The following is a 25,242-nucleotide window of genomic DNA, read 5'->3' as shown; positions in this document are numbered from 1 at the left end:
GTCCTGCGCGACGTATGGCCATCTACGGTATCGGTACCGACGTCGTCCAGTTGAGCCGTGTCGCGGCCGTGATGACACGCACGAACGGGCGCTTCGCACAGAAGGTGCTGGGCCCGGACGAACTGCGTGTCTACCATGCGCGCAAGGCGCGCTCGGAGGCGAGGGGACTCGCGTTCCTCGCGACTCGCTTTTCGGCCAAGGAAGCGTTCTCTAAAGCGATCGGCCTCGGCATGCACTGGCCGATGACTTGGCGCGCGCTGCAAACGCTGAACGAACCGAGCGGCCAGCCCTTGCTCAAAGCGTCGGGCGAGTTGGCCGATTGGCTCGCTAAGCGCGGCATCACGGCGCGCGTGACGATCAGCGACGAGCGCGACTACGCCGTGTCGTTCGTCATCGCCGAATCGGACTCGACGGCGGCTTGATCTTTCTGTTCCTTTTTCTCTGACATGCTCCTCGATTCGATGAAAAACCCTCCCGGCCCCGTGATGATCGACGTCAAGGGGCAAGTGCTGACCGACGACGACGTCCGGCGCCTCGCTCACCCCATGACGGGCGGTGTCATTCTGTTTGGGCGCCATTACGAAAATCGCGGCCAACTGATCGCGCTGACCGATGCGATTCGCGACGTGCGCGAGGACCTGTTGATCGCCGTCGACCACGAGGGCGGGCGTGTGCAGCGCTTCCGCACCGACGGCTTCACGGTGCTGCCAGCGATGCGGCGCTTGGGCGAGCTTTGGGATCGCGACGTGCTGCATGCCACGAAGGTGGCGACGGCCACCGGCTACGTGCTCGCGGCGGAGCTGCGCGCGTGCGGTATCGACATGAGCTTTACGCCGGTGCTCGATCTCGATTACGGCCGTTCGGCGGTCATCGGCGATCGCGCTTTCCATCGCGACCCGCGCGTGGTGACGTTGCTCGCGAAGAGTTTGAACCACGGGCTTGCGCTCGCGGGCATGGCCAACTGCGGCAAGCACTTTCCGGGGCACGGCTACGCGAGCGCCGACTCGCACGTCGCGCTGCCCGTCGACGAGCGCTCGCTCGAGGAGATCTTGGCTGACGACGCCGCGCCTTACGATTGGCTCGGCATGGCGCTCGCCTCGGTGATCCCGGCGCACGTGATCTATTCGAAGATCGACGATAAACCCGCGGGCTTCTCGCGGATCTGGCTGCAAGAGATCTTGCGCGAACGGATCGGTTTCAAGGGCGCGATTTTCAGCGACGACTTGTCGATGGAGGCGGCGCGCGCGGGCGGCACGTTGACGCAAGCGGCCCAAGCGGCGCTCGAGGCCGGCTGCGACATGGTGCTCGTATGCAACCAGCCGGAGGCCGCCGAGCGCGTTCTGAACGAGCTGACGTTTAAGCCATCGAAAGAAAGCGCGCAGCGCTTGAAGCAGTTGCGCGCGCGCGGCAAGGCGCCGAATTGGCGCAAGCTGATCGAGCGGCCGGTGTATCGCGACGCGAAAGCGCTGCTGGAGAGCGCCTTCGCCTGAGGCGGAGCGTTACGCCATCTTCATGCGTTGCAGCTTGTTGTAGAGCGTCTTCGGGCTGATGCCGAGCAGCGTGGCCGCGCGATGGCGCGTGCCGCCGACGGCGTCGAGCGTCGCCCGAATCAACAAGTCTTCGACGTCGGAGAGCGGCGTGCCGACCGTGACTTGAACGCTGCCGCCGTTGAGCCTACGACCGCCGGATCCGTTCGCCTCGTCGGCGCGCAGCGAATCCACGGTCTCGCCCGATGCGTTATAGGCGCGGCGCACACGTTCGTGCAGCTCCCGCACGTTGCCGGGCCAATCGTAGGTCAGACATTCGCGAACGAGGTTGGGGCCGATGCGTTTGTTGACCGTGGCAAGTCCGCTCGCGTTGATCTCGCGGTTCAACTCGTCGACCAGTGCCTCGGCGAGCAGTACGGCGTCGTCGCCGCGTTCGCGTAGCGGCGGCAGGGCGATCGAGGCCGCATCCAAACGCAGCCAAAGATCCTCGCGTAGCACGCCCTGCGCGACGGCATCGCGAGCGGGCTTGCGCGTGGCCGCGACGATGCGGCAATCCACGCTCACTTGATTGCTGCCGCCCACGCGCATATACGTCTGCGAGTCGAGCGCACGCAGCAGCGCTTCTTGCTGAGGCAACGGGAGTTCGGCGATTTCGTCGAGGAACAAGGTCCCGCCCGCCGCTTGTTCGAACAAGCCGGGTTCGCGACGTTCGATCGACGGCATGGCGCTTTCCTGACCGAACAGCATGCTGTCCAGCCCGCGTTCGGCGCCCCCATCTCGCGCAAATGCGCGGCAGTCGAACGTGACGAACGCACCTTTGCGGCGCCGGCTCATATCGTGCAGCGTGCGCGCGGCGATCTCCTTGCCTGTCCCCGCCTCGCCGCAAATGAGCACGGCCGATTCCGTCGGTGCAAGGCGCTCGATCGCATCGTAGACATGGGCAATTGCATCGCTGCGGCCGATCATCGGACCGAAGCGGCCCAGCCGGCGCAACGTCGAACGCAGCGCTTGCACTTCTTCGGTCAACTCGTACGGACGCGGGATACGCGCGAGCAGGGAGCGCAGCCGGGGAATATTGACGGGCTTGAGCAGGTAATCCCAAATGCCGTGGCGCAACCCTTCGATCGCGCTTTCCACCGTTGCGTTGCCGGTCATGACGATCACCGGTACCACGCCGTCCGGCTGGGCCGGCAGGTTATGCAGCAAATCGAGCCCGCTGCCGTCGGGCAGATTCAGGTCGATCAATACGACATCCGGAATGAAGCGAGTCAGTGCGGCGCGCGCCTCGGCAAGCGAGGCGGCGGTGTCGACGGAAAAACCGTCCGCAGCGACGATCGCATTGAGACCGGACAAGCTATTGGGATCGTCTTCGACAATCAGGGCGTGTGGCATGGCTGGCGTAGTCAATTAGGAAGTCGAGAGCCCGTCGGCGCCAAGAAGGAATGACGCCATCCACGACAAACGCATTTCGACGGCGCACGGGCTACCGATTGGGCAAAGCATTTGGCGTGCCAGATCGTTCTCCTTTATAGAACAAGGACTTGTGACGGCCACCCGGAAAGAGCGGCAGTCCCGGCCGCGTTATAGTGAAAAAACGACCGGTAAAGTTTGCTTAACCATACACCACTCATACGAAAAAAAAAGCGCCCCTTGGGGCGCTTTCAGTCGGCATAACGTTCCGTATAGGGCGCACAACCGGCGCCCTATAGCCGAAAAACGCTTATGCGCGGCTGCGATATTCGTCAGTGCGCGTGTCGATTTCGATCTTGTCGCCGATATTGCAGAACAACGGGACTTGCAATTCGAAACCGGTATTGAGCTTGGCCGTCTTGAGCACCTTGCCCGACGACGTATCGCCCTTGACCGCCGGCTCCGTGTACGTGATTTCGCGCACGAGCGTGGTCGGCAGCTCGACCGAGATCGCCTTCTCGTTGTAGAAGACGACTTCGCACGGCATACCGTCTTCGAGGTAGTTGAGCGCGTTGCCCATCATCTCGGCTTCGACTTCGAACTGGTTGTAGTCGGCGTCCATGAAGACATACATCGGATCGGCGAAATACGAGTACGTCACTTCCCTGCGGTCGAGCACCACGACGTCGAACTTGTCATCCGCCTTATACACGGATTCCATGCCGGCGCCCGTCAGCAGATTCTTCAACTTCATTTTGACCACGGCGGCGTTGCGGCCCGACTTGTTGTATTCGGTCTTTTGCACAACCATGGCGTCGCTGCCAATCATCACGACGTTGCCGGTGCGCAGTTCCTGTGCAATCTTCATAAAACGATCCTGTGCGAATAAAGTGGCTGATCTGTTGCTCAACGGCATCGACATCGATCGTTCAAGTAGCGCCCGCCGATCTAAACCCGATCTAAACGATTCGGCTTCCCGACTTTCGATTCGGAGCCCTGATTTGGACCCAATTCGACTAGGCACGCTACGCCGTTGGATAACCGTTTATTTTAACTGAGATTTTGCGAACTCGGCTAGGTTCGCGGCGAGGTCGCCGACCGCGGCGAGCTCGATCGCCCAGCTCGCTGCCCGCGTTTCGTAGGCGTGGCGATGTCGCCAGAATTCGGCCCAGTCGGGCGTTCCGGCCCCATTCCACGCGTGCGAGAAGCGACCGAGTGCCGCGCGTGCCGCCGGTGCCATCTCGCGCGCGTAATGTGCGAGCGCGGCATCGAGTTTGGGCAGGTGCGCCGCGTCCGCTTGCGGGTAGATGTGCCAAACGAACGGGCGGCGTGCCCATTGCGCCCGCACGAACGAATCTTCCCCGCGGACGAAGTTCAAGTGGCTCGCCCACAACAAGGCGTCGAATTCGGGCTGGGGGCGAAATGCCAGCGAATGCGCGCGTAAGGCGCCGCGCTCGGCGTGCTCGCCGGCACCGAATGACGGCAGACCGAAGAAGCGGGCGAGTGCGCCCGAAACGCGTCCTTCGGGAACGAGCAGGACGATGGGCTCGGCCGCATCGCGCCATTGTTCGAGCAAGCTGTCGACGGCCGGGTTTTCGTAGCAAAACAGCGAGATGACCGTCGCATCGGGCGCAGGTTGGGCGGCTCCGATCGTTTGCCGCCACCATGCGTCGCGTAGCGATGGCGAAGACTCGAAGGCCGTGCGTGCGTCGTCGAGCGATCGTTCCTTGATGACCCCGCCCGTGCCTGGGCCGAGACCGGGAAAAAAGAATGTTTTCGTCAGCGGATAGCGCATGTGCGGCGAGGGCTTCAGGTGGTACTCGGCCACCCAGTCCTCGGCGCTCAAGTATTCGAGATTGAGCCAGACGGGGCTGCGCTGGCGCCGGGCCATCGCAGCGACATAAGCCTGCGGCAGTTCGCACGCGAAGGCTTCGATGACGATATCGGCCACGGCGAGCGCATCGCCGGCATGCGCCGGCTCGTGCCAATGCTCGATGACGATGCCGTCGATGCGCTGGCGCGTGAGGGTCGCATCGAGCGACGGGCAAAGACGCGCGAACGTATGCAGATCGTCCACGAGCAATCGCACCTGCCAGCCGTACTCGGAGGCGAGCTGCCGGGCCAGACGCCAGCAGACGCCGACGTCGCCGAAGTTGTCGATGACGGCGCAAAAAAGGTCGCACGACAGCGTATCGGCGGCGGGCGGCGCGGGGTGGTCGGTGGTGGTCGAGGGCATGGCGCAATCGGGGACGAGAGGGGGCCGGGAGCGGGCACGGCGCTTGGACGACAGGCCGGGTGGTGCTAGGCGGCGAGGCGCTGCCCGTGCGGTGCGACGGCGCGAGCGCACGGGCAAATGGTCTAAACTGGCGATTCTAAAGCACGCCGCCGCTTAGCCGAGCGCGGCGTTTCGCATCTGACGCGCATGACCGAATCCGACGCTCAAAATCCGCCTTTCGAACCGAAAAAGTTCCTTGCCCAATTGCCGCATCTGCCGGGCGTGTACCGTTATTACGACGCGCAGGAGAATGTGCTCTACGTCGGCAAGGCGCGCGATCTGAAGAAGCGCGTCTCGAGCTACTTTACGAAGACGCAGGTTTCGCCGCGCATCGCGATGATGATTACGCGTATTGCTCGGATCGAAACGACGGTCACGCGTTCGGAAGCCGAGGCGCTGCTGCTCGAAAACAACCTGATCAAGGCGCTCGCCCCGCGCTACAACATCCTGTTTCGCGACGACAAGTCGTATCCCTACTTGAAGCTCACGGGACATACGTTTCCGCGGATGGCGTACTACCGCGGCGCGGTGGACAAGAAGGACCAGTATTTCGGTCCGTTTCCGAGTGCGTGGGCCGTGCGCGAAAGCATTCAGATCTTGCAGCGCGTTTTTCAGTTGCGCACCTGCGAGGATTCCGTGTTCAACAACCGGACGCGGCCTTGCCTCTTGCATCAGATCGGCCGTTGCACGGCGCCGTGCGTGGGCGCGATCAGCGAAGAGGACTACGCGCGCGACGTCTCGAACGCATCGCGCTTCTTGCTCGGCCGCCAAAACGAGGTCATGAAGGAGCTCGAAGTCAAGATGCACGCGTTCGCGTCCGAGCTCAAGTTCGAGCAAGCCGCCGCGGTGCGTAATCAAATGAGTTCGCTGTCCACCGTGCTCCATCAGCAGGCGATCGAAGTCGGCGGCGACAGCGATGTCGACATCCTTGCCGTCGTCGCGCTCGGCGGGCGCGTGTGCGTCAATCTCGCCATGGTGCGCGGTGGGCGTCATCTCGGCGATAAGGCCTATTTTCCGACGCACGTCGAAACCGCATTCGGTGCGGATGACGTGGACCTCGCGGACGAGTCCGGCGAAGCGGCTGATCCGAGCGAGGCGCAGGCTGCCGCCGAACCGACGGCTTCCGAACGGCCGGAGGCTGTGCCGCCTCGGCAGACACAGCCGCTCGAGGGCGCTGAAGTGTCCACGGAGGGAAGCGATTCGACGGAACCGGCGCCTTCGGCCGAACAGAACGAGCCGTCCGAGCCGGAGTCTGTCGAGACCGGAATCGAAGCCGAAGTGCTCGAGGCGTTCATCGCGCAGCATTATCTCGGCAATCGAATTCCGCCCGTGCTCGTCGTGAGCCATGCCCCGGCCAACCGGGAGCTCGTCGATCTTCTGGCCGAGCAGGCCGGGCACAAGGTCGTGTTCGTCCGTCAACCGCAGGGGCAAAGGCGCGTCTGGCTCGGGATGGCCGAGCAAAACGCACGGCTGGCGCTCGCGCGGCTCTTGTCGGAGCGCGGCTCGCAGCAATCGCGCACGCGCGCATTGGCGGAGGTGCTCGGCATGGAGTGCGACGACCTCGCGCATCTGCGTATCGAATGCTTCGACATCAGCCATACGATGGGCGAAGCGACGCAGGCGTCGTGCGTCGTCTATCGCGATCACAAGATGCAATCCGGCGAGTACCGCCGGTACAACATCTCGGGCATCACGCCGGGCGACGATTATGCGGCCATGCGCCAAGTGCTCACGCGCCGCTACGAGAAGCTCGCGCTGTTGGCCGCTCGCAATGCCGACGATAGGGCGCAGGCGCTTGAAGCCGAGACGGCGGCCGATCCGGAATTGGCGGCAGATTCGGCGGAGACGGTCGCGACCGGCGGCGTCTTGCCGAATATCGTGCTGATCGACGGCGGGAAAGGGCAGGTCGAAGTGGCCCGCCAAGTCTTCACCGAACTCGGGCTCGATCGTTCGATGCTGGTTGGGGTCGCCAAGGGCGAGGGCCGCAAGGTCGGATTGGAAACGCTCGTATTCGCGGACGGCCGGCCGGCGCTCGAACTCGGCAAGGAAAGCGCCGCGCTGATGCTCGTCGCGCAGATCCGCGACGAAGCGCACCGCTTCGCCATCACGGGCATGCGCGCCAAACGCGCGAAGGCGCGCCAAACCTCGCGGCTGGAGGAGCTCGAAGGCGTCGGCGCCAAACGGCGCCAGCGTCTGCTGGCGCGCTTCGGCGGCTTGCGCGGCGTGGTGGCGGCGAGCGTCGAGGATTTGGCGAGCGTCGAAGGGATCTCGCGCTCGCTCGCGGAACAGATCTATCGGCAACTGCATTGAGCCTGCGCGGCGCCGGGCCCGGCCCGGCTGCGCTCGTCGGCTTGTGGCGGGTTCGGCGACACGGCACAATGGCGTCTCCTTGATCCGCTCTCTCACTTTCTAGGCTTGCCATTCGCCCATGCCGTTCAACTTTCCGATCTTTCTGACATGGCTGCGGATCGTGCTGATTCCGCTCGTCGTCGGCGTGTTCTACATGCCCGATACGATGATGAGCGGCGCCGAGCGCAACATCGCCGCGGCGGCGATTTTCGTGCTGGCCGCGCTGACCGATTGGTTCGACGGCTTTTTGGCGCGCAAGTGGAACCAGACGTCGGCGTTCGGCGCGTTCTTGGATCCGGTGGCCGATAAGCTCATGGTGACCGCGGCGTTGCTCGTGCTCGTGCAACTGACGCGTATTCAAGCCGCAATCGCGCTCGTCATCGTCGGCCGCGAAATCGCCATTTCGGCATTGCGCGAGTGGATGGCTCGGATCGGCGCCTCGAAGAGCGTGGCCGTCAACCAGCTCGGCAAGTTCAAGACGGCATGCCAAATGGTGGCCATTCCCATGCTCCTTTACTACGGCGACGTGCCGCTCGGTGGTACGCTCACGATCGATACGCGCGTATGGGGGCTCTGGCTCATTTACCTCGCGGCGGTCTTGACGATCTGGTCGATGCTTTACTACATGAAGCTCGCTTGGCCGCAGATCCGCGAACGCGGCGGCGCGCACTGACGAATTCATGCATCGTCATACGAATACCGAACCGACTTGTCTGTCGCGGTATGATGGCGGCGCAACGGGCGGCCGGGGTGCCGTGCTCTCGCGCGAGCCCCGCCGTTCGATCGTTTCAACCCCGTCTGATCCTTCGTTTTTTCGTCGTTCGCTTGCGCGGCTAATCGGCTTGCGCACAACGGCTTCGTAGAGAGAGTCATGTCCAGCGTTTCCCCCGCATCGCCCGCCGAATCGAAGGCCCGTACCGTCTTTCGCGTCGTCAGCGGCAATTTCCTCGAGATGTACGACTTCATGGTCTATGGCTATTACGCGCATGCGATCGCCAAGACCTACTTCCCGAGCGGCAACGATTTCGTCTCGCTGATGCTCTCGCTGTCCGTGTTCGGCGTGGGTTTCATGATGCGGCCGCTCGGCGCGCTCGTACTCGGCGCCTACATCGATCGTCACGGCCGGCGCAAGGGCCTCATCCTCACGCTTTCGCTGATGGCGTTCGGCACGCTCGCGGTGGCGGCCGTGCCGGGATACGCGACGATCGGCATGCTCGCGCCGGTGCTCGTCCTGCTCGGGCGGCTGCTGCAAGGCTTTTCCGCCGGCGTCGAATTGGGCGGCGTCTCCGTCTATCTATCGGAGATCGCGACGAAGGGCCATAAGGGCTTTTATTGCTCGTGGCAGTCGGGCAGCCAGCAGGTAGCCGTCGTCTTCGCGGCGCTGCTCGGCGTCATCTTGCACGACCTGCTGCCGGCCGAGCAGATGGGCGCTTGGGGATGGCGCGTGCCGTTCCTGATCGGCTGCTTGATCGTGCCGTTCCTATTCCTGATCCGCCGCTCGCTGAAGGAAACCGACGAATTTCTCGAGATGCGGCACCGTCCGTCCATCGGCGAAGTGTTCGCTTCGCTCGCCCAGAATTGGGGCGTCGTGCTCGGGGGGATGGGCATGGTGCTCATGACCACGGTCTCGTTCTACCTGATCACGGCTTATACGCCCACGTTCGGGAGGGAAGTGCTCAAGCTTTCGTCGATCGATACCCTGGTCGTGACGGTCTGCATCGGCTTGTCGAACCTCGTTTGGCTGCCCGTGATGGGTGCGGTGTCGGATCGCGTCGGCCGCCGGCCCGTGTTGATCGTCTTCACCGTGCTCACGATCTTGACCGCGTATCCGGCCGCGCAATGGCTCGTGGCGCAGCCGTCGTTCGGGCGATTGCTCGCGGTCGAACTGTGGCTCTCGTTCTTGTACGGCAGCTACAACGGCGCGATGGTCGTGGCGCTGACCGAAGTGATGCCGCGCGCCGTGCGAACGGCCGGGTTCTCGTTGGCCTATAGCCTAGCCACGACGATCGGCGGCTTCACGCCGGCGATTTCGACGCTGCTGATTCACGAGACGGGCAACAAAGCCGCGCCCGGTCTGTGGATGGGCGTCGCGGCGATTTGCGGACTCGTGGCGACGCTGTTCCTTTATCGCACGCCTCAGGCGCGCGAGCAGTACAAGGCGGTCTGATTTTGACGCCATCGAGCGGCCCGAACGGCCGCTCGGCGACAACGACGCGGCGCGCGGACGGATACGTCTTCGCGCCGCGTTTGCTTTATCGGCCGAGCAGCGCGTTCGATAGCGCTTGCGCGACCGTGTCGACGACGCTCTCCCATTGCCCCGGCGACGGTTGCCGCACGAGCCGTGCGCTCGGATACCAGGGACTGCGGTCAGTATGGGTGAACCAGCGCCAATCGGCCGCGAACGGCAGCATGAGCCAAAGCGGCTTTCCTAGCGCGCCGGCCAAGTGGGCGATCGACGTGTCGATCGAGACGATCGCGTCGAGCCGATCGACGACGGCGGCCGTATCGGCGAAGTCGCCGATGCGCGTATCGAGCCGATGAATCGAGGCCGTGCGCGCAAACGTGTCGAGCGCGCGCTTGTCGTCTTCGCTCAAATTGGGCTGCAATACGAGCCAATCGATGCCCTCGAGCGCGAAGAGCGGCGCGAGCATGGCCACGGGCATCGCGCGATTTTCCTGCGCCTGGATGCGGCCCGACCAAGCGAGCCCGACCTTGATCTTCGCGTGACCGCCCAACGAACCGCGCCAGCGGCGGCGATAGGCGGCCGGCACGTCGAGATAGCGGCTCGGGGCGGGCAACGTGTCTAGTGTCGTGCCGAGTGCAAGCGGCAAGCTCAAGAGCGGGCAGTACAAGTCGGCTTGAGGCTTCGCTTCACCCGCGATGGCCAACGCGATACGCCAAGCCTTCGCCAGCGGCGCGACGAGCGGCTCGAGTTCGCGCTGCACCGTCAGTACGACCCGGCCCACGCGTTCGCGCGCGAGCGGTACGAACCGAATGAACTGCAAGGTGTCGCCGAAGCCCTGTTCAGCCTCGATGAGGAGCGTCCGATCGGCGGCCGGCTCTCCGCGCCAACGTACGGCGGAGGGCGCACCCGTGCCTTGCGGTTCGCCGGCCGCCGCTGCCGCGATCGCGAGCCGCGATTCGTAAGCCGGTAAACCCCGAGCGAGATCGCCGAGCGTGAGCAGCGTCAGCGCGCGATTGAGCTGAGCCGACGCGAGCTCGGGCCGCAGCCGCAGCGCTTGATCGAATGCGCGCAGCGCCGCATCGTGCGAGCCGAGCGCATGGTGGGCATTGCCCAGGCCGAGCCACGCGAGCGCGAGTTGCGGATCGAGGCCGACCGCGCGTTCGAACCGGGCGATCGCGTCGGTATGGCGGCCTTGCGCAGCAAGCGCATTGCCTAAACCGAGTAATGCGGGAGGAAACTGGCTCTGCAATGCCAGCGCGGCTTCGAAGGCGATGCCCGCATCCGCGTGGCGTCCCACGGCGTCGAGCGTATTGCCGAGGTTGAAGTGCGCCGCGACGTAGGTGGGTTGCGCCGCCAGCGCCGCCTGAAATTCGGCGATCGCCTGCTCGGTGCGTCCGAGCGCCGCAAGCGCCATGCCGAGATTGTTGTGGGCGCCCGCGTGTCCCGGCCGTAGTGCGAGGGCCCGTGAAAATGCGGCGATCGCTTCTTCGGCGCGGCCGAGCGCATGTAAGGCGTTGCCCAGGTTGTTATAAATCGACGCGTCGTTCGGTTGCAAGCGCAACGATCGCTCGAATGCGTCGACGGCATCTGCATGACGACCCGCGAGCGCGTACGCGTTCCCGAGGTTGTAATGGGCAAGCGCGAAATCCGGCGCGAGCGAGAGCGCATTGCGAAAGCGCTCGATCGCCCCGTCGAGCTTGCCCATCGCCTTCAACGCATTGCCGAGATTCAATTGCAGGCCCGCATCGTTGGGCCGTAGCGCCACGGCTCGGCCGACGAGTTCCGCCGCTTCGTCGTGGCGGCCTTGCTGATGACGGAGCACGCCCAGCAGGTGGAGGGCGTCGGTGTGGACGGGGTCGGCGTCGATCGCGGCGCGGTAATCGCGCTCGGCGTCGGCGAGTCGTCCGTCACGATGCGCCGCATAGGCGCGCGCGAAAAAGGGATCCATGACGGCTGGCAATGGCGCAAACGAGGCATTGTCCCATACTCGGGCGACCGATCTGCTCGGCGGCAAGCGACGGCCATGACCGAATACCCGTGAGATCTAGGCTCCGAGTTCGAACCCCGATCCCGAGCGGGCGGCGTACACTTGGCGAGATCTCGTGATTTGCCGGGAGGATAAGAATGGCCGCCGTCAACGTCAATGCGCTGCCGGTGCTGATCGTAGGGGCTGGGCCGACCGGGCTCGCCTGCGCGATGAGTTTGGCTCGCGCACGCATCAACGTGCGTTTAATCGATCGCGCGCCGCAAGCGGCGACGCATTCGCGGGCGATCGGAATTCAGGCTCGTACGTTGGAGCTATTCGAGCAGCACCGGCTCGTCGACCCGATCCTCGAGATCGGACACCGGTTGCGCGCCGCTAACCTCTATTCGAACGGCGCGCGGCTTGCCCGGCTCGATTTCGACCCGCTGCACACGCGCTATCCCTATCTGCTCTGCTTGGACCAATCGCAGACGGAGCGGGTGATGACCGAACACCTTGCGAGGCTCGGTGTCGCGGTGGAACGCGGCGTCGAACTCGTTGGGCTGCGGCAGGACGCGACGCAAGTCGAGGTGGAGCTTGCGCATCCAGGCGGCCGGCAGGAGCTCTGCCACGCCGCGTATGTCGTCGGTGCGGACGGTGCGCATAGCACTGTGCGCCATTTACTCGGCTTGAGCTTTGCCGGCCAGACGCTCGAGCAGACGTTCTTGCTCGCCGATCTGCAAATCGTGTCCGATTTGTCGGACGACGAATTCCACCTGTTCGCCTCGGCCGACGGACTGGCCGCGGTTATTCCGATGGGAGGAGGGCGTCATCGTTTCATTGCCGACAATGCCTCGGTCGCGATGAACGGCGCAGGACAGCCGGAGGCGACCGGCGAGGCGCACGCCGGCGCCGGTGCCGGTGCCGTTACGCAAGCGACAATGCAAGATGCCGTGCGCATGCACGCGGATGGCCATGTCGCAGCTTCGATCGATGCGAATTCCACGCCGTCGCTCGAGTTATGCCGCGCGGTCGCCGAGCGGCGTGCGCATCATCCGTTGATGCTCTCGGAGCTCGGCTGGTCCAGTTATTTTCACATCAATAGCCGCATGGTCGAGCGGCTGCGTATGCAGCGCGTGTTTCTCGCCGGCGACGCGGCCCATGTCCACAGCCCGGCCGGCGCGCAGGGGATGAATACCGGTATTCAAGAGGCGCTGAATTTGGGCTGGAAGCTGGCCTGCATAGTGTCCGGCTGCGCGGGCGATGCGCTGCTCGACACCTATCAGGTCGAGCGCCATCCGATCGAGCGCGACGTGTTGCGCCAAACCGCATTCATCACCCAATTGGCGGAAGCCGAGCGCGGCCCGCTCAAGCTCTTGCGCGAGTGCGTGATGCCCGTGCTGGCCGCCTTCGGGCCGTTGCGCGATGCGGCGCGGCTGATGGTGAGCGAATTGGCGATTCAGTACCGGCGCAGTCCGCTTACGCTCGAACGCGTCCTGGACGGTGGGCCGCGGGCCGGGGAACGCGCACCCGATGCGCTCGTTCATGTCGTCGACGGGCCGCTCGGGCAAGCGCCGGGCACGGGGCGCCTCTACGATCTGCACGATCCGGGGTTCTTTTCGCTGTTTATCCTCGTCGAGACGCCGAGCGGTGAGGAGCCCACGACGGCGCTCGCCGCGCCCAAGCTCAAGCCGGATCCCGAGCTCGATCGCTTGAGCGCGACCATCGAGGCGGCGCTGCCGGGGGCGGTGCGTATATGGCGCGTGACCGATGCGGGCAACGACGAGAGCGCGTCGCTCACGTTGACGTACGGCCGCACGCGTCCGGCGTTTTATCTCGTACGACCCGACGGGTATATCGGCGCGCGCGGTCGGCCCGCTTCGGATACGAGCGCGCTTGCGCGGCACTGCGAGACTTGGTTCAAGGCGAGCTGATCGGGGAGGCCGGCTGGCCCGCCGCATCTCGAACGGGGACTCGAGGCGGCCGCGCTTGTCGCGGCCTTTACGCGACCGCGTGCGGCGTCAACGTTTCGCGTGCGCGCATAAGCGCTTCGCACACGATCGGAGACATCGCCGCGCTTGCGGCGGGATCGTCGAGCGATGTGAGGATCGCCCGGCGCATACGCGGCTCCCAAAAGCGCCGGATGTGATCGGCGATTCCCACCAGCGCTTCGTCGCGATCGGGCATCGACGCGAAAAATTCGCCGATCTGATTCGCCATCTCGATCAAATGCTCGATGTTCATCGCCGCTCGCCGTCGTTCGTCGGGTTAGTGTTGCTTCGCATCGTACTCATGTACTCACTTACTCATTTGCCGCTCGCCGCATCGGCCAGCGAACGCCCGCGCAGCAACTCGAGCTGCGTTTCGTTGAAGCGTTCGTAGTGCTGCTGCCACTGCGACGGTTGCTGCACCGGCTGCACCTGCACGGCCGTGACCTTGTACTCGGGGCAGTTCGTCGCCCAATCGGAGCTGTCCGTCGTGATGACGTTTGCCCCCGACTCGGGGAAATGGAACGTCGTATAGACGACGCCGGGCTGCATCCGCTCGCTGACGAGCGCCCGTTGCACCGTCTGTCCCGCGCGCGATTCGATGCCGACCCAGTCGCCCGTCTTGATACCCCTGTCCTGGGCGTCGTGCGGATGGATCTCGAGCCGGTCTTCCTCATGCCAGCGCGAGTTCTCCGTCCGCCGCGTTTGGGCGCCGACGTTGTATTGCGAAAGGATACGCCCCGTCGTCAGCAACAGCGGGTAACGCCGCGTCACTTTCTCGCGCGATGCGACGAATTGCGTGATGACGAATTTGCCTTTGCCGCGCACGAACGCGTCGACGTGCATCGTCGGCGTGCCTTCCGGCGCCTGTTCGTTGCAGGGCCATTGGACGCTGCCGAGGCGGTCGAGCAAGGCGTAGGACACGCCGCTGAACGTCGGCGTGAGCCGCGCGATTTCGTCCATGATCTCCGACGGATGGGCGTAGTCCATCTCGTAGCCGAGCGCGCGCGCCAGCATGAGCGTGACTTCCCAATCGGCATAGCGCGCAAGCGGCGGCATGACGCGTCGGACGCGTGAAATCCGGCGTTCCGCGTTCGTGAACGTCCCGTCTTTTTCGAGGAACGACGAGCCCGGCAGGAACACGTGCGCGTACTTCGCCGTCTCGTTCAAGAAAATGTCCTGCACGACGATGCATTCCATCGACGTCAGTGCGGCGGCCACATGCTGCGTATCGGGATCCGATTGGACGATGTCTTCGCCCTGGCAATATAAGCCCTTGAAGCTGCCGTCGAGCGCCGCGTCGAACATGTTCGGAATGCGCAGGCCCGGTTCGGGTTGCAGCGTGACGCCCCAGGCCGCTTCGAACTGATGACGCACTTCGTCGCCGCCGATGTGGCGGTAGCCCGGCAGCTCATGCGGGAACGAACCCATGTCGCACGAGCCTTGGACGTTGTTTTGGCCGCGCAATGGATTTACGCCGACGCCTTCGCGGCCGATGTTGCCCGTTGCCATGGCCAAGTTCGCGATGCCCATGACCATCGTCGAGCCCTGCGCATGTTCGGTCACGCCGAGGCCGTAATAGATCGCGGCGTTGCCGCCGGTCGCGTACAAACGCGCCGCTTCGCGTACTTGCTGCGCCGGCACGCCGGTGACTTCCTCGGTCGCCTCGGGCGAGTTCTCGGGCTGCGAGACGAAGGCGCGCCACTGTTCGAATGCAAGAGGCTCGCAGCGCTCGGCGATGAACGCCTCGTTCAAAAGACCTTCGGTGACGATCGTATGGGCGAGCGCGTTGACGAGCGCGACGTTCGTGCCGGGACGCAGTTGCAGATGGAAGTCGGCCTTCACGTGCGGGCCGTCGACCAAATCGATGCGCCGCGGATCGGCGACGATGAGCCTTGCACCCTCGCGCAGACGCCGCTTCAGGCGCGAGCCGAAGACCGGGTGCCCGTCGGTCGGATTCGCGCCGATGACCATGATCACATCGGCGAGTTCGACGGAGGCGAACGTCTGCGTGCCTGCCGATTCGCCGATCGTCGTTTTCAGGCCGTAGCCCGTCGGCGAATGGCAGACGCGCGCGCAGGTATCCACGTTGTTGTTGCCGAACGCGGCGCGCACGAGCTTTTGCACGAGGTACGTTTCCTCGTTCGTGCAGCGCGAGGAGGTAATGCCGCCGACCGAATCGCGTCCGTACTTCGCCTGCACGCGCCGAAACTCCGACGCCGCGTAGGCGATCGCTTCTTCCCACGTCACCTCGCGCCACGGATCGGTGATCTTCGCGCGAATCATCGGCTTCGTGATGCGATCCTTGTGCGTGGCGTAGCCCCAGGCGAAGCGGCCTTTCACGCAAGCATGGCCTTCGTTCGCTTGACCGTTCTTGTGCGGGGTCATGCGTACGACTTGCGAGCCTTTCATCTCGGCTTTGAACGAGCAGCCGACGCCGCAGTAGGCGCAGGTCGTCACGACCGAATGTTCGGGCTGGCCCGCGAAGGTGATGCTTTTCTCGACGAGCGTCGCAGTCGGGCATGCGGCTACGCAAGCGCCGCATGAGACGCACTCGGAGTCCATGAACGGCTGGCTCTGGCTCGCCGCGACGCGCGATTCGAAACCGCGGGCGGCGATCGTGAGGGCGAACGTGCCTTGCGTTTCCTCGCATGCGCGAACGCAGCGATTGCAGACGATGCACTTGGACGGATCGTATGTGAAATACGGATTCGATTCGTCCTTCACGTCGTTCAAGTGATTCGCGCCGTCGAAGCCGTAACGCACCTCGCGCAAACCGACGACGCCCGCCATGTCCTGCAATTCGCAGTCGCCGTTGGCGGGGCAGGTCAGGCAATCGAGCGGGTGATCGGAGATGTAGAGCTCCATCACGTTGCGGCGCAGCGCTTGCAGCCGATCGCTTTGCGTGCGCACGCGCATGCCGGCTTCGACGGGCGTCGTGCACGAAGCGGGATAACCGCGCTTGCCCTCGATTTCGACGAGACAGAGACGGCACGAGCCGAACGGCTCGAGCGAATCGGTCGCGCAGAGCTTGGGCACGTTGATGCCCGCTTCGATCGCGGCACGCATGACCGAGGTGCCGGCCGGCACGGTGATGCCGCGGCCGTCGATTTCGAGCGTGACGTCGGTGTCGGCGTGCCTGCGCGGGGTACCGTAATCGGTGTCGCCCTGCGGCGCCGCGGCATTCGCGCGGCATGCGCAGTGGGCTGAACCGCACCCACCGGAGTTCGTCGGGGGGCAAGGGGCTTGGGCGGACGCGTGAGACATCTAGAGCTCCGTCAAATCAGGCCGCTGCCGCTTTCGGCGCAGCGGGGCGAAGACCGAAGTCTTCAGGGAAATGGTCCAGCGCGGACAGTACGGGATACGGCGTCATGCCGCCCATCGCGCAGAGCGAGCCCGCGACCATCGTGTCGCATAGATCGCGCAGCAAGTGGATTTGCTTTTCGGAAGTATCGCCCTCGCGGATGCGGGCGATGACCTCGACGCCGCGCGTCGATCCGATCCGGCAGGGCGTGCATTTGCCGCACGATTCGACAGCGCAAAAGTGCATCGCATACTGCGCCAGTTCGGCCAGGTTCGAGGTGTCGTCGTGCACGACGAGCCCGCCGTGTCCGATGACCGCGCCCACTTGCGCGTAGGCCTCGTAGTCCATCGGAATGTCCCACTGGCTTTCGGGAAGGTAGGTGCCGAGCGGGCCGCCGACTTGAACGGCGCGCACGGGACGGCCGCTTGCGGTGCCGCCGCCGAACGTCTCCACGAGTTCGCGCAGCGTCACGCCGAACGCGAGTTCGACGAGGCCGCCTCGTTTGATGTTGCCGGCCAATTGGAAGGGCAGCGTACCGCGCGAGCGGCCCATGCCGAAATCGCGATAGTACGAGGCGCCCCGAGCAAAAATGATCGGTACCGTTGCCAGCGTAATCACGTTATTGACGACGGTGGGTTGGCCGAAGAGGCCCGAGAGCGCGGGTACGGGCGGCTTGGCACGCACGACGCCGCGCTTGCCCTCGAGCGATTCGAGCAGTGCCGTTTCCTCGCCGCAGACATACGAGCCGGCGCCCTTGGCCACCTCGAGTTCGAAGCAGTGCGGATGGTCGAGTACCGTCTCGCCGAGCCAGCCGGCCGCGCGAGCATGCGCGATCGCGGCGTTCAACGTGGCAATGGCATGCGGATATTCGCTGCGCACGTAGATGTAGCCGCGCGTGGCGCCCGTTGCGATGCCTGCGATGATCATGCCTTCGATCAGCGCGAACGGATCGCCTTCCATCGAGAGGCGATCGGAGAACGTGCCCGAGTCGCCTTCGTCCGCATTGCAGACGATGTATTTTTGCGCGGCTTTGGCCTCGCGTACCGTACGCCATTTGATGCCGGCCGGAAACGCAGCGCCGCCGCGGCCGCGCAGGCCCGATTCGAGCACCGTCTCGCAGGCGGCTTCGGGGCTCATCGCGAGGGCCGCCTTGAGCCCTTCTAGTCCGCCGTGGGCCACGTATTCGTCGATCGAAAGCGGATCGGTCAGGCCCAAGCGCGCGAAGGTCAATCGCTGCTGGCGCTTCAAATAAGGCATGTCGTCGACGATGCCCACGGAGCGTACATGCGCGGCGCCGGTCAACCATCCGGAATCAAATAGCGAGGCGACGTCGCTTGCCTCGACGTTGCCGTAGCCGACGCGTCCCGCTTCCGTTTGGACTTCGACGAGCGGTTCGAGCCAAAGCAGACCGCGCGAGCCGTTGCGCACGAGTTCGATATCGAGCGAGCGGCGGGCCGCTTCCTGGACGATGGCATCGGCGATTGCATCGGCGCCTTGCGCGAGTGCAGACGAATCGCGGGGAACGTATATGCGCGTGCTCATGCATCCCCCACGGAATGGGCGACGGCCGATGCATTGGCGCGGGCCGCCTCGAACAACGCGTCGAACTTGCTCGGCGTCACCTTGACATGCAGCGTGCCGTTGATCGTCATCGAGGGAGACAGCGCGCATTGGCCGAGGCAGTAGACCGATTCGAGCTCGACGTCGGCGTTGCCCGCCTCGTGAGCCGCATCGAAGCGGCAGTGCGTGCGGCCTTCGATATGCCGAACGAGCGCTTCGGTACCCATCGAGCGGCACGCCTCGGCACGGCAGACGGCGACGGTGACCGGCGCCGGCGGCTGGGTGTGGAAGTGGTGGTAATACGTAATTACCCCATGAACTTCGGCGCGGGAAAGGTTGAAGGCGCGCGCGAGCGGCGCGACAGCGTCAGGCGGGACGAAGCCCGCCTCGTCTTGAATGGCGTGCAGCACCGCAATGAGCGATGCGCCCGGCGAGACGTGCCGGCGAACGAGTTCGTCCGGCGCCGCGGCGCTGGCGTGTTCCAAGGTGGGGCTCCTCTTAGACTCATCAATATGCACTTGCTCGTCATATAGCGTGCATATATGCTCGGCTCTAGCCGTTGTTCCTGAACAATAGGCGCGGGAAATGGGTTCTGCAATAGGAAGTCGGACAGCATAAATGATTGAGATCAAATGCGTCACGGAATTGATCGTACGCGACAGCGCGGGCCGCGAAGCAAGCCTGACGGACATCGTGCCGCTGCTGGCGCTGATCGATGAAACGGGCAGCATTGCTCAGGCTGCCGGCGAGAGGCGGCTGTCCTACCGCCATGCTTGGGGGCTGTTGCGCGCGCTCGAGGCGCGGCTCGGCGGCGAGCTGATTGCAAAGGAGCGCGGCAAAGGTTCGGCGCTGTCGGCATTGGGAAGGGCGGTCGTGCAAGCGCAGCGGGCGTGCACGGAGCGGCTGGATGGGGCGTTGACGCAGTTCGCGAGCGAGGTGTCGGCCGAATTGAACCGGCAATTGGGCGCGGGCGGTACGACGCGTATTCATGCGTCGCATGGATATGCCGTGGCGGCGCTCGTGACGCGGCTCGGTACGCAAGCGCCGAATGCGGTCGATATCAAATACCGGGAAAGCGCGGAGGCCGTCGCGGCTTTGGCGCGCGGCGAGTGCGACTTAGCCGGCTTTCATCTCCCGCGCGGCGCGTTTCGCGAGCTATGCGCCGATATCTACCGGCGCGCGCTGGACCCTCGGCGCCATGTGCTCGTTTATTTGACCGCGCGTAAGCAAGGGCTCTTTCTGACCAAGGGCAACCCCAAAGGCGTGCGCGGTTTGGACGACCTTGCGCGGCCCGATGTGCGCTTCGTCAATCGTCAGCCTGGCTCCGGTACGCGGCTGTTGCTCGACCTTGCATTGAACAGCGTTGGGATCGATCCCGAACGGATCAACGGTTATGCCTCCACCGAGTTGACGCACAGCGCGATCGCCGCGTTCGTTGCGAGCGGCATGGCCGACGCCGGCTTCGGCGTCGCTCCGGCCGCGCATCACTTCGGGCTCGATTTCGTGCCGATCATCGAAGAGGATTATTACTTCGCCTGCGATCGCGCGCGTTTGACGGCTCAGCCTCTGGCGGCGGCCCTCGCGGTGTTGCGCAGCGAAGAGTTCCGCGCCGGCGTCGCCACGCTCGAGGGCTACGACCCGACGCATTGCGGCGAACTGATCGATGTGACCGCGGGCCTGCGCGGCGCGGGGATCTCCGGTGCAACCGACGCCGGTTGATTCGACGGCGAATCCAAGCGGCTTGCCGACGAGCGAATCCGTTTACCGCGGTAACAGTGTTGGCTGCAAGCCGGTTCGGTTCTGCGTTACGCTTATGGTTCTCCCATTCTTCTGATCTGGACAGCGCCCATCGGCGCGGCAATCGTTATGAAATCGCTTTTCAATTTATGCGCTGGCGCCGCGGCGGCCGGCATGTTGTTCGCGGTGGGATCGTTCGCATTCGCGCAAAACACGCCCGGCGTGCCCGGTGGAATCTTGCAGGACGAATTCAAGCTCCAAGCGCATCCGCAATTGGAGTTCGCCGCGTCGGCCCCGTCGAAGAAGTACCAGACGCGCACGTCGAAGATGCGCAAGAAGGGGGATAACGGCGATCCGGACGGCTGCAATCTGCAATGCCCGTCCGACGCGGAATGAAACCTTAGGGGCAAAAGCAAACGGCCGTGAGTAGTGGGTCCGTTTGGGTGTTGGCGCGTCGTCGATCTTGTAGAGGAATCGAATCGCGGGTTGTTTGGGCTGGGGGCAATACTACGGCCCCAAAGAAAAAGGGCAGGCGCTGTGCCTGCCCTTGTAGTGCCTGCCTTCGTCGCGTCACGCGTGAGCAAGCTCGCGTTCGGGTTCCTCATGCGAGTGTCCGATCAGGGATTCGGCTGGAATTCCAAGGCCCTCATGCAGGCGGCGAATCATCGGCAGCGTCAGCGCGCGCGTGCCGTTCAGAACCTCGTAGACGCGGTGCTTCGGCCCGATGTACGGAACTAGGTCGGCGACAGTAAGACCCTGCTGCTCCATCCGAAACTTGATCGCCTCAATCGGATCGGGCAGCGGGATGCGGAAGTGCTTATCCTCGTAGACACTGACGATTGCGATCAAGATTTCCATGCGGTCGCTGTCTGGCGTTCCGGCTTCGGGGCCAGCGTCGAACAGAGCGGACAGGTCATCTAGCGCCGCGTCGTAGTCCTCTTGTGTGTGAATCGGTCGGATATCCACGATTATTTCCTCCTCAGTTCGACGGTTGCTGCATCGACCTTGTCGTATTCGGCATGCGTGCCGAAGAACTTGATGTACAGCGCCCGAAAACTGTAGTTAATGCCGGCGATCAGCCGATAGTCGTTACCCTTGATGTTGAAGACGACGCAGTTGTTCGCAATGATGCTGACGTTCGCGTACCGGTCCTTTACATCCTGCGGGCTCGACCACTCTGCCGCCGATGCCTCCAGATACCACGCTTTCAAGAATTCCGCCGCTCGAGGGTACTCTTCGCAGTAGTTCAGATAGGTCTGTTTGGAGACGATGTTCATGCCGAATATTAGTCCCACTGTGGGACTCCGTCAAGAAGACCTGCTTTTTTACGAGGTTTTGTCCGCCCGGAGCCTGTCGAGGTAGTCCGCCCACGCCTGCATGAGCTCGCGGCGCTTGTCGAGCCAATGCGTCCGGTTATACGCCCGGCCGTGGACGTCCCGAACGTCGTGCGCAAGCTGCATTTCGACGATTTCGACGGGAAAGCCTAGCTTCTCGACCGCCAGCGTCCGGGCCGTCGGCGCGCCATCCGTGCGGCGTCGCCGTCTCGTTGTCGACACCCCTCATACGGTAGGCCGCGGCGAGAGTGCCGTCGGGTTGACCTGAAGGTACATCCCGAACCCGTCGGCCATGCGGTAGGGCTTCTCGCACGGCGTGGCATTTTTGATCTGGACGTCGGTGAGCGGCATCGTGTGCTTCCCTTTGTCTGGCGTGCGTTCCCGCCGTTTGGGGGTATCGGCTTCCGATGCGTGCCGATGTACCGCCAGCGACACCCCCGCTTTGGTGCGGCTGCTCGCGGAAAAATGCGGAAAATTTTTGGCACTATAGCAACAAAAGCCCCGCCGATGGTCATCGGGCGGGGCTTCGAGGAGAGCTTCGGAGAAGCGCGTATGGGATGTTTGGTGGAGCCGGCGGGAATCGAACCCGCGTCCAAGAGCAGTCCACACCCAGTTCTACATGCGTAGTTCTGTCTTTTGATTTAACCGTGGCGACGCGGACGAACACGCTGCGCAACGGCGATTCACTAAATTTTCGACCTTGGCGTCGTGACGCCACCAAGGCTTAACTGACGTGTATGACCTCTGGCGGTATTGCTACCGGTCTTGCGACGCTAGCCCGTCAGTGAGCTAGGCAGAGGACGGCGGCCCTTAGGCTGCCAGTGCGAACGTTTCGTCGTTTGCAGTTACGTTTTTCCCATTGATTAACGAGGTGACGGGTCCTCGGCATGCCCTGACTGCTTCATAACCCTTGTCGAAACCAGGTCGGCCCCGGGGTTTGCGTGATTATCTCACAGAACACAAGGTGGCGCCCCGCGCCCGGAAATCAAGGGCGCAGCAGCAATAAAGGTGAACGAAAGGCGGCAGCCCTTGCTGACTAAGCCCGAAACGAATGTTCAGCTCAGCATGCCGAGCAGATTCGCCAATTGCTCCGGCGAATCGACGATATGTTGCGCATGCCACATGGCAGGGGGCAAATCGTCGCCGCAGTATCCGTATGCCGCGGCCACGGTGGCCATCCCGGCCGCGAAGCCCGCTTGGATGTCGCGCAGGTCGTCGCCAATGTAGACGATTTGCGCGGGCAGCAAGGCGAGAGCTTCGGCGGCGTGCAGCAGCGGGGCGGGGTGCGGCTTCGAGTGGGGCGTCGTATCGCCGCTCACGACGCAGCCCGCGCGCGCCAAGAGCCCCAGTTGCTCGACGAGCGGCACAGTAAGCCGCCCGACCTTGTTGGTGACGATGCCCCAGCGAATGCCGCGCGCATCGAGCGCTTCAAGCAATTGGGCAATGCCCGGGAACAGCGTCGTTTCGATGCACAAGTCGGCTTCGTAATTGGCGAGGAATTCCTCGCGCATCGGCGCGAATTCGCGATGCTCGGGACCGATACCGAAGGCACCGCCGATCAAGCCTCGCGCGCCAGCCGAGGCCAACGGCCGCAGCCGCTCCACCGGAACCAATTCAAGCCCCCGGTCACGCCGCATCTTATTGACGGCGGCCACGAGGTCGGGCGCGGTATCGGCAAGCGTGCCATCGAGATCGAACAGCGCGGCGCGGCATTGCGCGAGGTTCGGCGCATCGTTCGGTTGGTCGCTGGGCGAGATCGTATGGCTCATAAATCGGAGAAGTCGAGGGCGGGCGAAAGGGTCGAATAGGGGCAAGCGCGGCGTGCGCCGGTGCTTGCCCGCGGCTTAGGCGTCGCGGCGGCAGGCGAACAGATAATTGACGCTCGTATCGTCCGAAAGCGAAAAGTGCTTGCCGAGCGGACGGTACGTAATCCCCTTGACTTCAACGGCGTGCAATCCGGCGGCGCGCGCGAAGCCCGCAAGCTCGGACGGACGAATGAAGCGCGCGTAATCATGCGTGCCCTTGGGGAGCATCTGGGCGATGTATTCGGCGCCGATGACGGCCAATAGATAAGACTTTACGTTCCGGTTGAGCGTCGAAAAAAACACCCAGCCGTTGGGTTTGACGAGTGTCGCGCAGGCTTTGACGATCGCCGCCGGATCGGGCACGTGCTCGAGCATCTCCATGCACGTAACAACGTCGTAGCTGCCGGGCTCGCGGGCCGCGAGCGCTTCGGCCGCGATCTCCTCGTATTCGACGGTCACGCCGCTCTCGAGGCTATGCAGATCTGCGACGCCAAGCGCCTGGTTCGAGAGATCGATGCCTTTGACCTGCGCGCCGAGCGTTGCCATCGACTCGGACAAAATGCCGCCGCCGCAGCCGACGTCGAGTACGCGCTTGCCGGGCAGATGCGCATGGGCGTCGATCCAGCCGAGCCTGACGGGATTCAGTTCATGGAGCGGTTTGAATTCTGCATTTGGATCCCACCAGCGGTGTGCAAGGTCGCTAAATTTCCGTAGCTCGTGGGGATCGGCATTCGTCATAACGTTGCGAGAGGGGTAGACCGGGAATTAGGCTGAGTATATCGAGGGTTGCGCGCTGCCGCAAAACAGGGCGCGGCGCAACCGGTGCCGCCAGAAAAAAACCCCGCCGAAGCGGGGTTTTTCTTGAAGCGGGAGCGGTGGCTTATTGGCCGGCCGGCTTGCTGCTCGTGCCGACAACTTCCACTTCCACGCGACGGTTCGGTGCCAGGCAAGCGATGAGCGCCTTGCGGTTCTTCTGCGCGCAGTCCGTCTTGACCGGATTACGCTTGCCCTTGCCTTCCGTGTAGATCTTGTTGGCGGGCACGCCCTTGCTGACCAAGTAAGCCTTCACAGCTTGCGCACGGCGCAGCGACAGACGGTCGTTGTACTTGTCCGAACCGATCTTGTCCGTGTAGCCCGTCGCAACGACGACTTCCAGGTTCATGCCTTCGAGCTTCGAAGCCAATTCGTCGAGCTTCGACTTGCCAGCCGGCTTCAGGATTGCCTTGTCGAAGTCGAACAGCGTGTCGGCTTGGTACGTCACCTTTTGGCTCGTGATCGCCGGAGCAACCGGAGCGACCGGAGCCGGCGGCGTCGGGGCTTGCGCGACGAGCGCGCCGTCACACTTGGCGTTGGCCGTGGCCGGCGTCCAGAACGCATCGCGCCAGCAAAGCTCGTTCGTGCCGTTCATCCACACGTATTCGCCGGTGCCGTTCACCCAGTTGTCGTTCGTAGCTTGTCGCGACGCCGGCACCGATTGGGCCGATGCGGATGCAGCCACAACTGCGGTAGCTGCAATGAACGCGAGCTTTGAAAATTTATTCATATTTCTCCTCTCGAAATTGAGATTACCGCAGGTTTACTGCGAGCCTGGATGACGAAGACAAGTCATACATTGCTCGAAGTATAACATTGGTGCGGTACAAAAAACGCTCGACCCTGTGGACACTTCGAGCAGTGTCTAACCAAGTGCGTTGGCATTTTGCCATATCGTTCCCTTCTTACGAAAAAAAAATCCCGCCGTCTCCAACCGCCTCTTTCGATTGTGGTGCTTGAGCAACAGGAAGGCGGGGCGCGGCTTTGCGGGCGATCGGCGGCTGCACGTCCCGTGCCAGCTTGCGCGAAACA

The 25,242-nt window shown here is 63.8% G+C and carries 23 protein-coding genes and 1 other RNA gene; 8 read left to right on the top strand and 16 right to left on the bottom strand.

Annotated elements, in window-relative coordinates; all coding sequences use genetic code 11:
- The first annotated feature begins 14 nt into the window (after nucleotides 1–14).
- Both acpS and nagZ read left to right on the top strand, forming a co-directional pair.
- On the top strand, nucleotides 15–422 hold the full coding sequence (acpS, locus tag AB1286_RS05595) for a holo-ACP synthase (RefSeq protein WP_430362334.1): 408 nt from the start codon (nucleotides 15–17) through the stop codon (nucleotides 420–422).
- Nucleotides 423–461: 39 nt separating this feature from the next.
- The gene (gene nagZ / locus AB1286_RS05590) at nucleotides 462–1,490 is read left to right on the top strand and encodes a beta-N-acetylhexosaminidase (protein ID WP_430362333.1); all 1,029 of its coding nucleotides are present in this window, start codon (nucleotides 462–464) and stop codon (nucleotides 1,488–1,490) included.
- Between the two features lie 9 nt (nucleotides 1,491–1,499).
- Here nagZ and AB1286_RS05585 read toward each other — a convergent pair whose 3' ends face one another.
- From AB1286_RS05585 to earP, 3 genes are all read right to left on the bottom strand, one after another.
- Nucleotides 1,500–2,879, bottom strand: a complete 1,380-nt coding sequence (locus tag AB1286_RS05585) for a sigma-54-dependent transcriptional regulator (RefSeq protein ID WP_430362332.1) — start codon at nucleotides 2,877–2,879, stop codon at nucleotides 1,500–1,502.
- A 328-nt stretch (nucleotides 2,880–3,207) separates the two neighbouring features.
- Entirely contained in the window at nucleotides 3,208–3,765 is a 558-nt protein-coding gene (gene efp, locus AB1286_RS05580; RefSeq protein ID WP_430362331.1) for an elongation factor P, read from the bottom strand.
- A gap of 177 nt (nucleotides 3,766–3,942) precedes the next feature.
- Nucleotides 3,943–5,133, bottom strand: a complete 1,191-nt coding sequence (earP, locus tag AB1286_RS05575; RefSeq protein ID WP_430362330.1) for an elongation factor P maturation arginine rhamnosyltransferase EarP — start codon at nucleotides 5,131–5,133, stop codon at nucleotides 3,943–3,945.
- A gap of 186 nt (nucleotides 5,134–5,319) precedes the next feature.
- Between earP and uvrC the strand changes: the two genes are divergently transcribed.
- The 3 genes from uvrC to AB1286_RS05560 all read left to right on the top strand — a co-directional run bounded on the left by uvrC (nucleotide 5,320) and on the right by AB1286_RS05560 (nucleotide 9,688).
- On the top strand, nucleotides 5,320–7,482 hold the full coding sequence (uvrC, locus tag AB1286_RS05570) for an excinuclease ABC subunit UvrC (protein WP_430362329.1): 2,163 nt from the start codon (nucleotides 5,320–5,322) through the stop codon (nucleotides 7,480–7,482).
- 118 nt (nucleotides 7,483–7,600) lie between these two features.
- Nucleotides 7,601–8,194, top strand: coding sequence for a CDP-diacylglycerol--glycerol-3-phosphate 3-phosphatidyltransferase (pgsA, locus tag AB1286_RS05565; protein WP_430362328.1), 594 nt, complete (start codon nucleotides 7,601–7,603; stop codon nucleotides 8,192–8,194).
- A 198-nt stretch (nucleotides 8,195–8,392) separates the two neighbouring features.
- A complete protein-coding gene (locus AB1286_RS05560) occupies nucleotides 8,393–9,688 on the top strand; it encodes an MFS transporter (RefSeq protein WP_430362327.1) in 1,296 nt (431 codons plus the stop codon).
- Nucleotides 9,689–9,773: 85 nt separating this feature from the next.
- On the opposite strand, the gene AB1286_RS05555 is transcribed toward AB1286_RS05560, so the two are convergent.
- Nucleotides 9,774–11,654, bottom strand: a complete 1,881-nt coding sequence (locus AB1286_RS05555; protein ID WP_430362326.1) for a tetratricopeptide repeat protein — start codon at nucleotides 11,652–11,654, stop codon at nucleotides 9,774–9,776.
- A 176-nt stretch (nucleotides 11,655–11,830) separates the two neighbouring features.
- Between AB1286_RS05555 and AB1286_RS05550 the strand changes: the two genes are divergently transcribed.
- Nucleotides 11,831–13,603 carry an FAD-dependent oxidoreductase gene (locus AB1286_RS05550; protein WP_430362325.1) on the top strand — a complete coding sequence of 591 codons (1,773 nt, stop codon included), beginning with the start codon at nucleotides 11,831–11,833 and terminating at the stop codon, nucleotides 13,601–13,603.
- A 67-nt stretch (nucleotides 13,604–13,670) separates the two neighbouring features.
- Here the strand turns inward: AB1286_RS05550 and AB1286_RS05545 are convergent, their stop codons facing one another.
- The 4 genes from AB1286_RS05545 to AB1286_RS05530 form a co-directional block, all read right to left on the bottom strand.
- On the bottom strand, nucleotides 13,671–13,913 hold the full coding sequence (locus AB1286_RS05545; protein WP_430362324.1) for a formate dehydrogenase subunit delta: 243 nt from the start codon (nucleotides 13,911–13,913) through the stop codon (nucleotides 13,671–13,673).
- 62 nt (nucleotides 13,914–13,975) lie between these two features.
- Complete coding sequence (gene fdhF, locus AB1286_RS05540) at nucleotides 13,976–16,924, bottom strand: formate dehydrogenase subunit alpha (protein WP_430362323.1); 2,949 nt, start codon at nucleotides 16,922–16,924, stop codon at nucleotides 13,976–13,978.
- Between the two features lie 16 nt (nucleotides 16,925–16,940).
- Nucleotides 16,941–18,503: a formate dehydrogenase beta subunit gene (locus AB1286_RS05535; protein ID WP_430362322.1), complete on the bottom strand. Its 1,563-nt coding sequence runs from the start codon at nucleotides 18,501–18,503 to the stop codon at nucleotides 16,941–16,943.
- Nucleotides 18,500–19,006 (bottom strand): NAD(P)H-dependent oxidoreductase subunit E, encoded by a 507-nt coding sequence (locus AB1286_RS05530; RefSeq protein ID WP_430362321.1) that lies wholly within the window; start codon nucleotides 19,004–19,006, stop codon nucleotides 18,500–18,502. Before AB1286_RS05530 ends, AB1286_RS05535 begins: the two co-directional genes overlap by 4 nt.
- Nucleotides 19,007–19,139: 133 nt before the next feature.
- On the opposite strand from AB1286_RS05530, the gene AB1286_RS05525 reads away from it, so the two are divergent.
- The gene (locus tag AB1286_RS05525) at nucleotides 19,140–20,240 is read left to right on the top strand and encodes a substrate-binding domain-containing protein (protein WP_430362320.1); all 1,101 of its coding nucleotides are present in this window, start codon (nucleotides 19,140–19,142) and stop codon (nucleotides 20,238–20,240) included.
- Between the two features lie 147 nt (nucleotides 20,241–20,387).
- Complete coding sequence (locus AB1286_RS05520; protein ID WP_430362319.1) at nucleotides 20,388–20,654, top strand: hypothetical protein; 267 nt, start codon at nucleotides 20,388–20,390, stop codon at nucleotides 20,652–20,654.
- Between the two features lie 174 nt (nucleotides 20,655–20,828).
- Here the strand turns inward: AB1286_RS05520 and AB1286_RS05515 are convergent, their stop codons facing one another.
- The 8 genes from AB1286_RS05515 to ompA form a co-directional block, all read right to left on the bottom strand.
- Nucleotides 20,829–21,224 (bottom strand): helix-turn-helix domain-containing protein, encoded by a 396-nt coding sequence (locus AB1286_RS05515; RefSeq protein ID WP_430362318.1) that lies wholly within the window; start codon nucleotides 21,222–21,224, stop codon nucleotides 20,829–20,831.
- A 2-nt stretch (nucleotides 21,225–21,226) separates the two neighbouring features.
- Nucleotides 21,227–21,553 carry a type II toxin-antitoxin system HigB family toxin gene (locus AB1286_RS05510; protein WP_430362317.1) on the bottom strand — a complete coding sequence of 109 codons (327 nt, stop codon included), beginning with the start codon at nucleotides 21,551–21,553 and terminating at the stop codon, nucleotides 21,227–21,229.
- Between the two features lie 30 nt (nucleotides 21,554–21,583).
- Nucleotides 21,584–21,814, bottom strand: coding sequence for a hypothetical protein (locus AB1286_RS05505; protein WP_430362316.1), 231 nt, complete (start codon nucleotides 21,812–21,814; stop codon nucleotides 21,584–21,586).
- Nucleotides 21,815–21,817: 3 nt separating this feature from the next.
- A complete protein-coding gene (locus AB1286_RS05500) occupies nucleotides 21,818–21,943 on the bottom strand; it encodes an Arm DNA-binding domain-containing protein (protein ID WP_430362315.1) in 126 nt (41 codons plus the stop codon).
- A 211-nt stretch (nucleotides 21,944–22,154) separates the two neighbouring features.
- Nucleotides 22,155–22,524, bottom strand: a transfer-messenger RNA (tmRNA) gene (gene ssrA / locus AB1286_RS05495).
- A 123-nt stretch (nucleotides 22,525–22,647) separates the two neighbouring features.
- Nucleotides 22,648–23,361, bottom strand: a complete 714-nt coding sequence (locus AB1286_RS05490) for an HAD-IA family hydrolase (protein WP_430362314.1) — start codon at nucleotides 23,359–23,361, stop codon at nucleotides 22,648–22,650.
- Nucleotides 23,362–23,436: 75 nt separating this feature from the next.
- On the bottom strand, nucleotides 23,437–24,135 hold the full coding sequence (ubiG, locus tag AB1286_RS05485; protein WP_430362313.1) for a bifunctional 2-polyprenyl-6-hydroxyphenol methylase/3-demethylubiquinol 3-O-methyltransferase UbiG: 699 nt from the start codon (nucleotides 24,133–24,135) through the stop codon (nucleotides 23,437–23,439).
- Between the two features lie 142 nt (nucleotides 24,136–24,277).
- Nucleotides 24,278–24,940: an outer membrane protein OmpA gene (gene ompA / locus AB1286_RS05480; RefSeq protein WP_430362312.1), complete on the bottom strand. Its 663-nt coding sequence runs from the start codon at nucleotides 24,938–24,940 to the stop codon at nucleotides 24,278–24,280.
- Between the last annotated feature and the right edge of the window lie 302 nt (nucleotides 24,941–25,242).

It is taken from the genome of Trinickia sp. NRRL B-1857 (assembly GCF_050470685.1).
Taxonomy (GTDB): domain Bacteria; phylum Pseudomonadota; class Gammaproteobacteria; order Burkholderiales; family Burkholderiaceae; genus Trinickia.
This window is presented reverse-complemented; position numbering and strand designations above follow the sequence as displayed.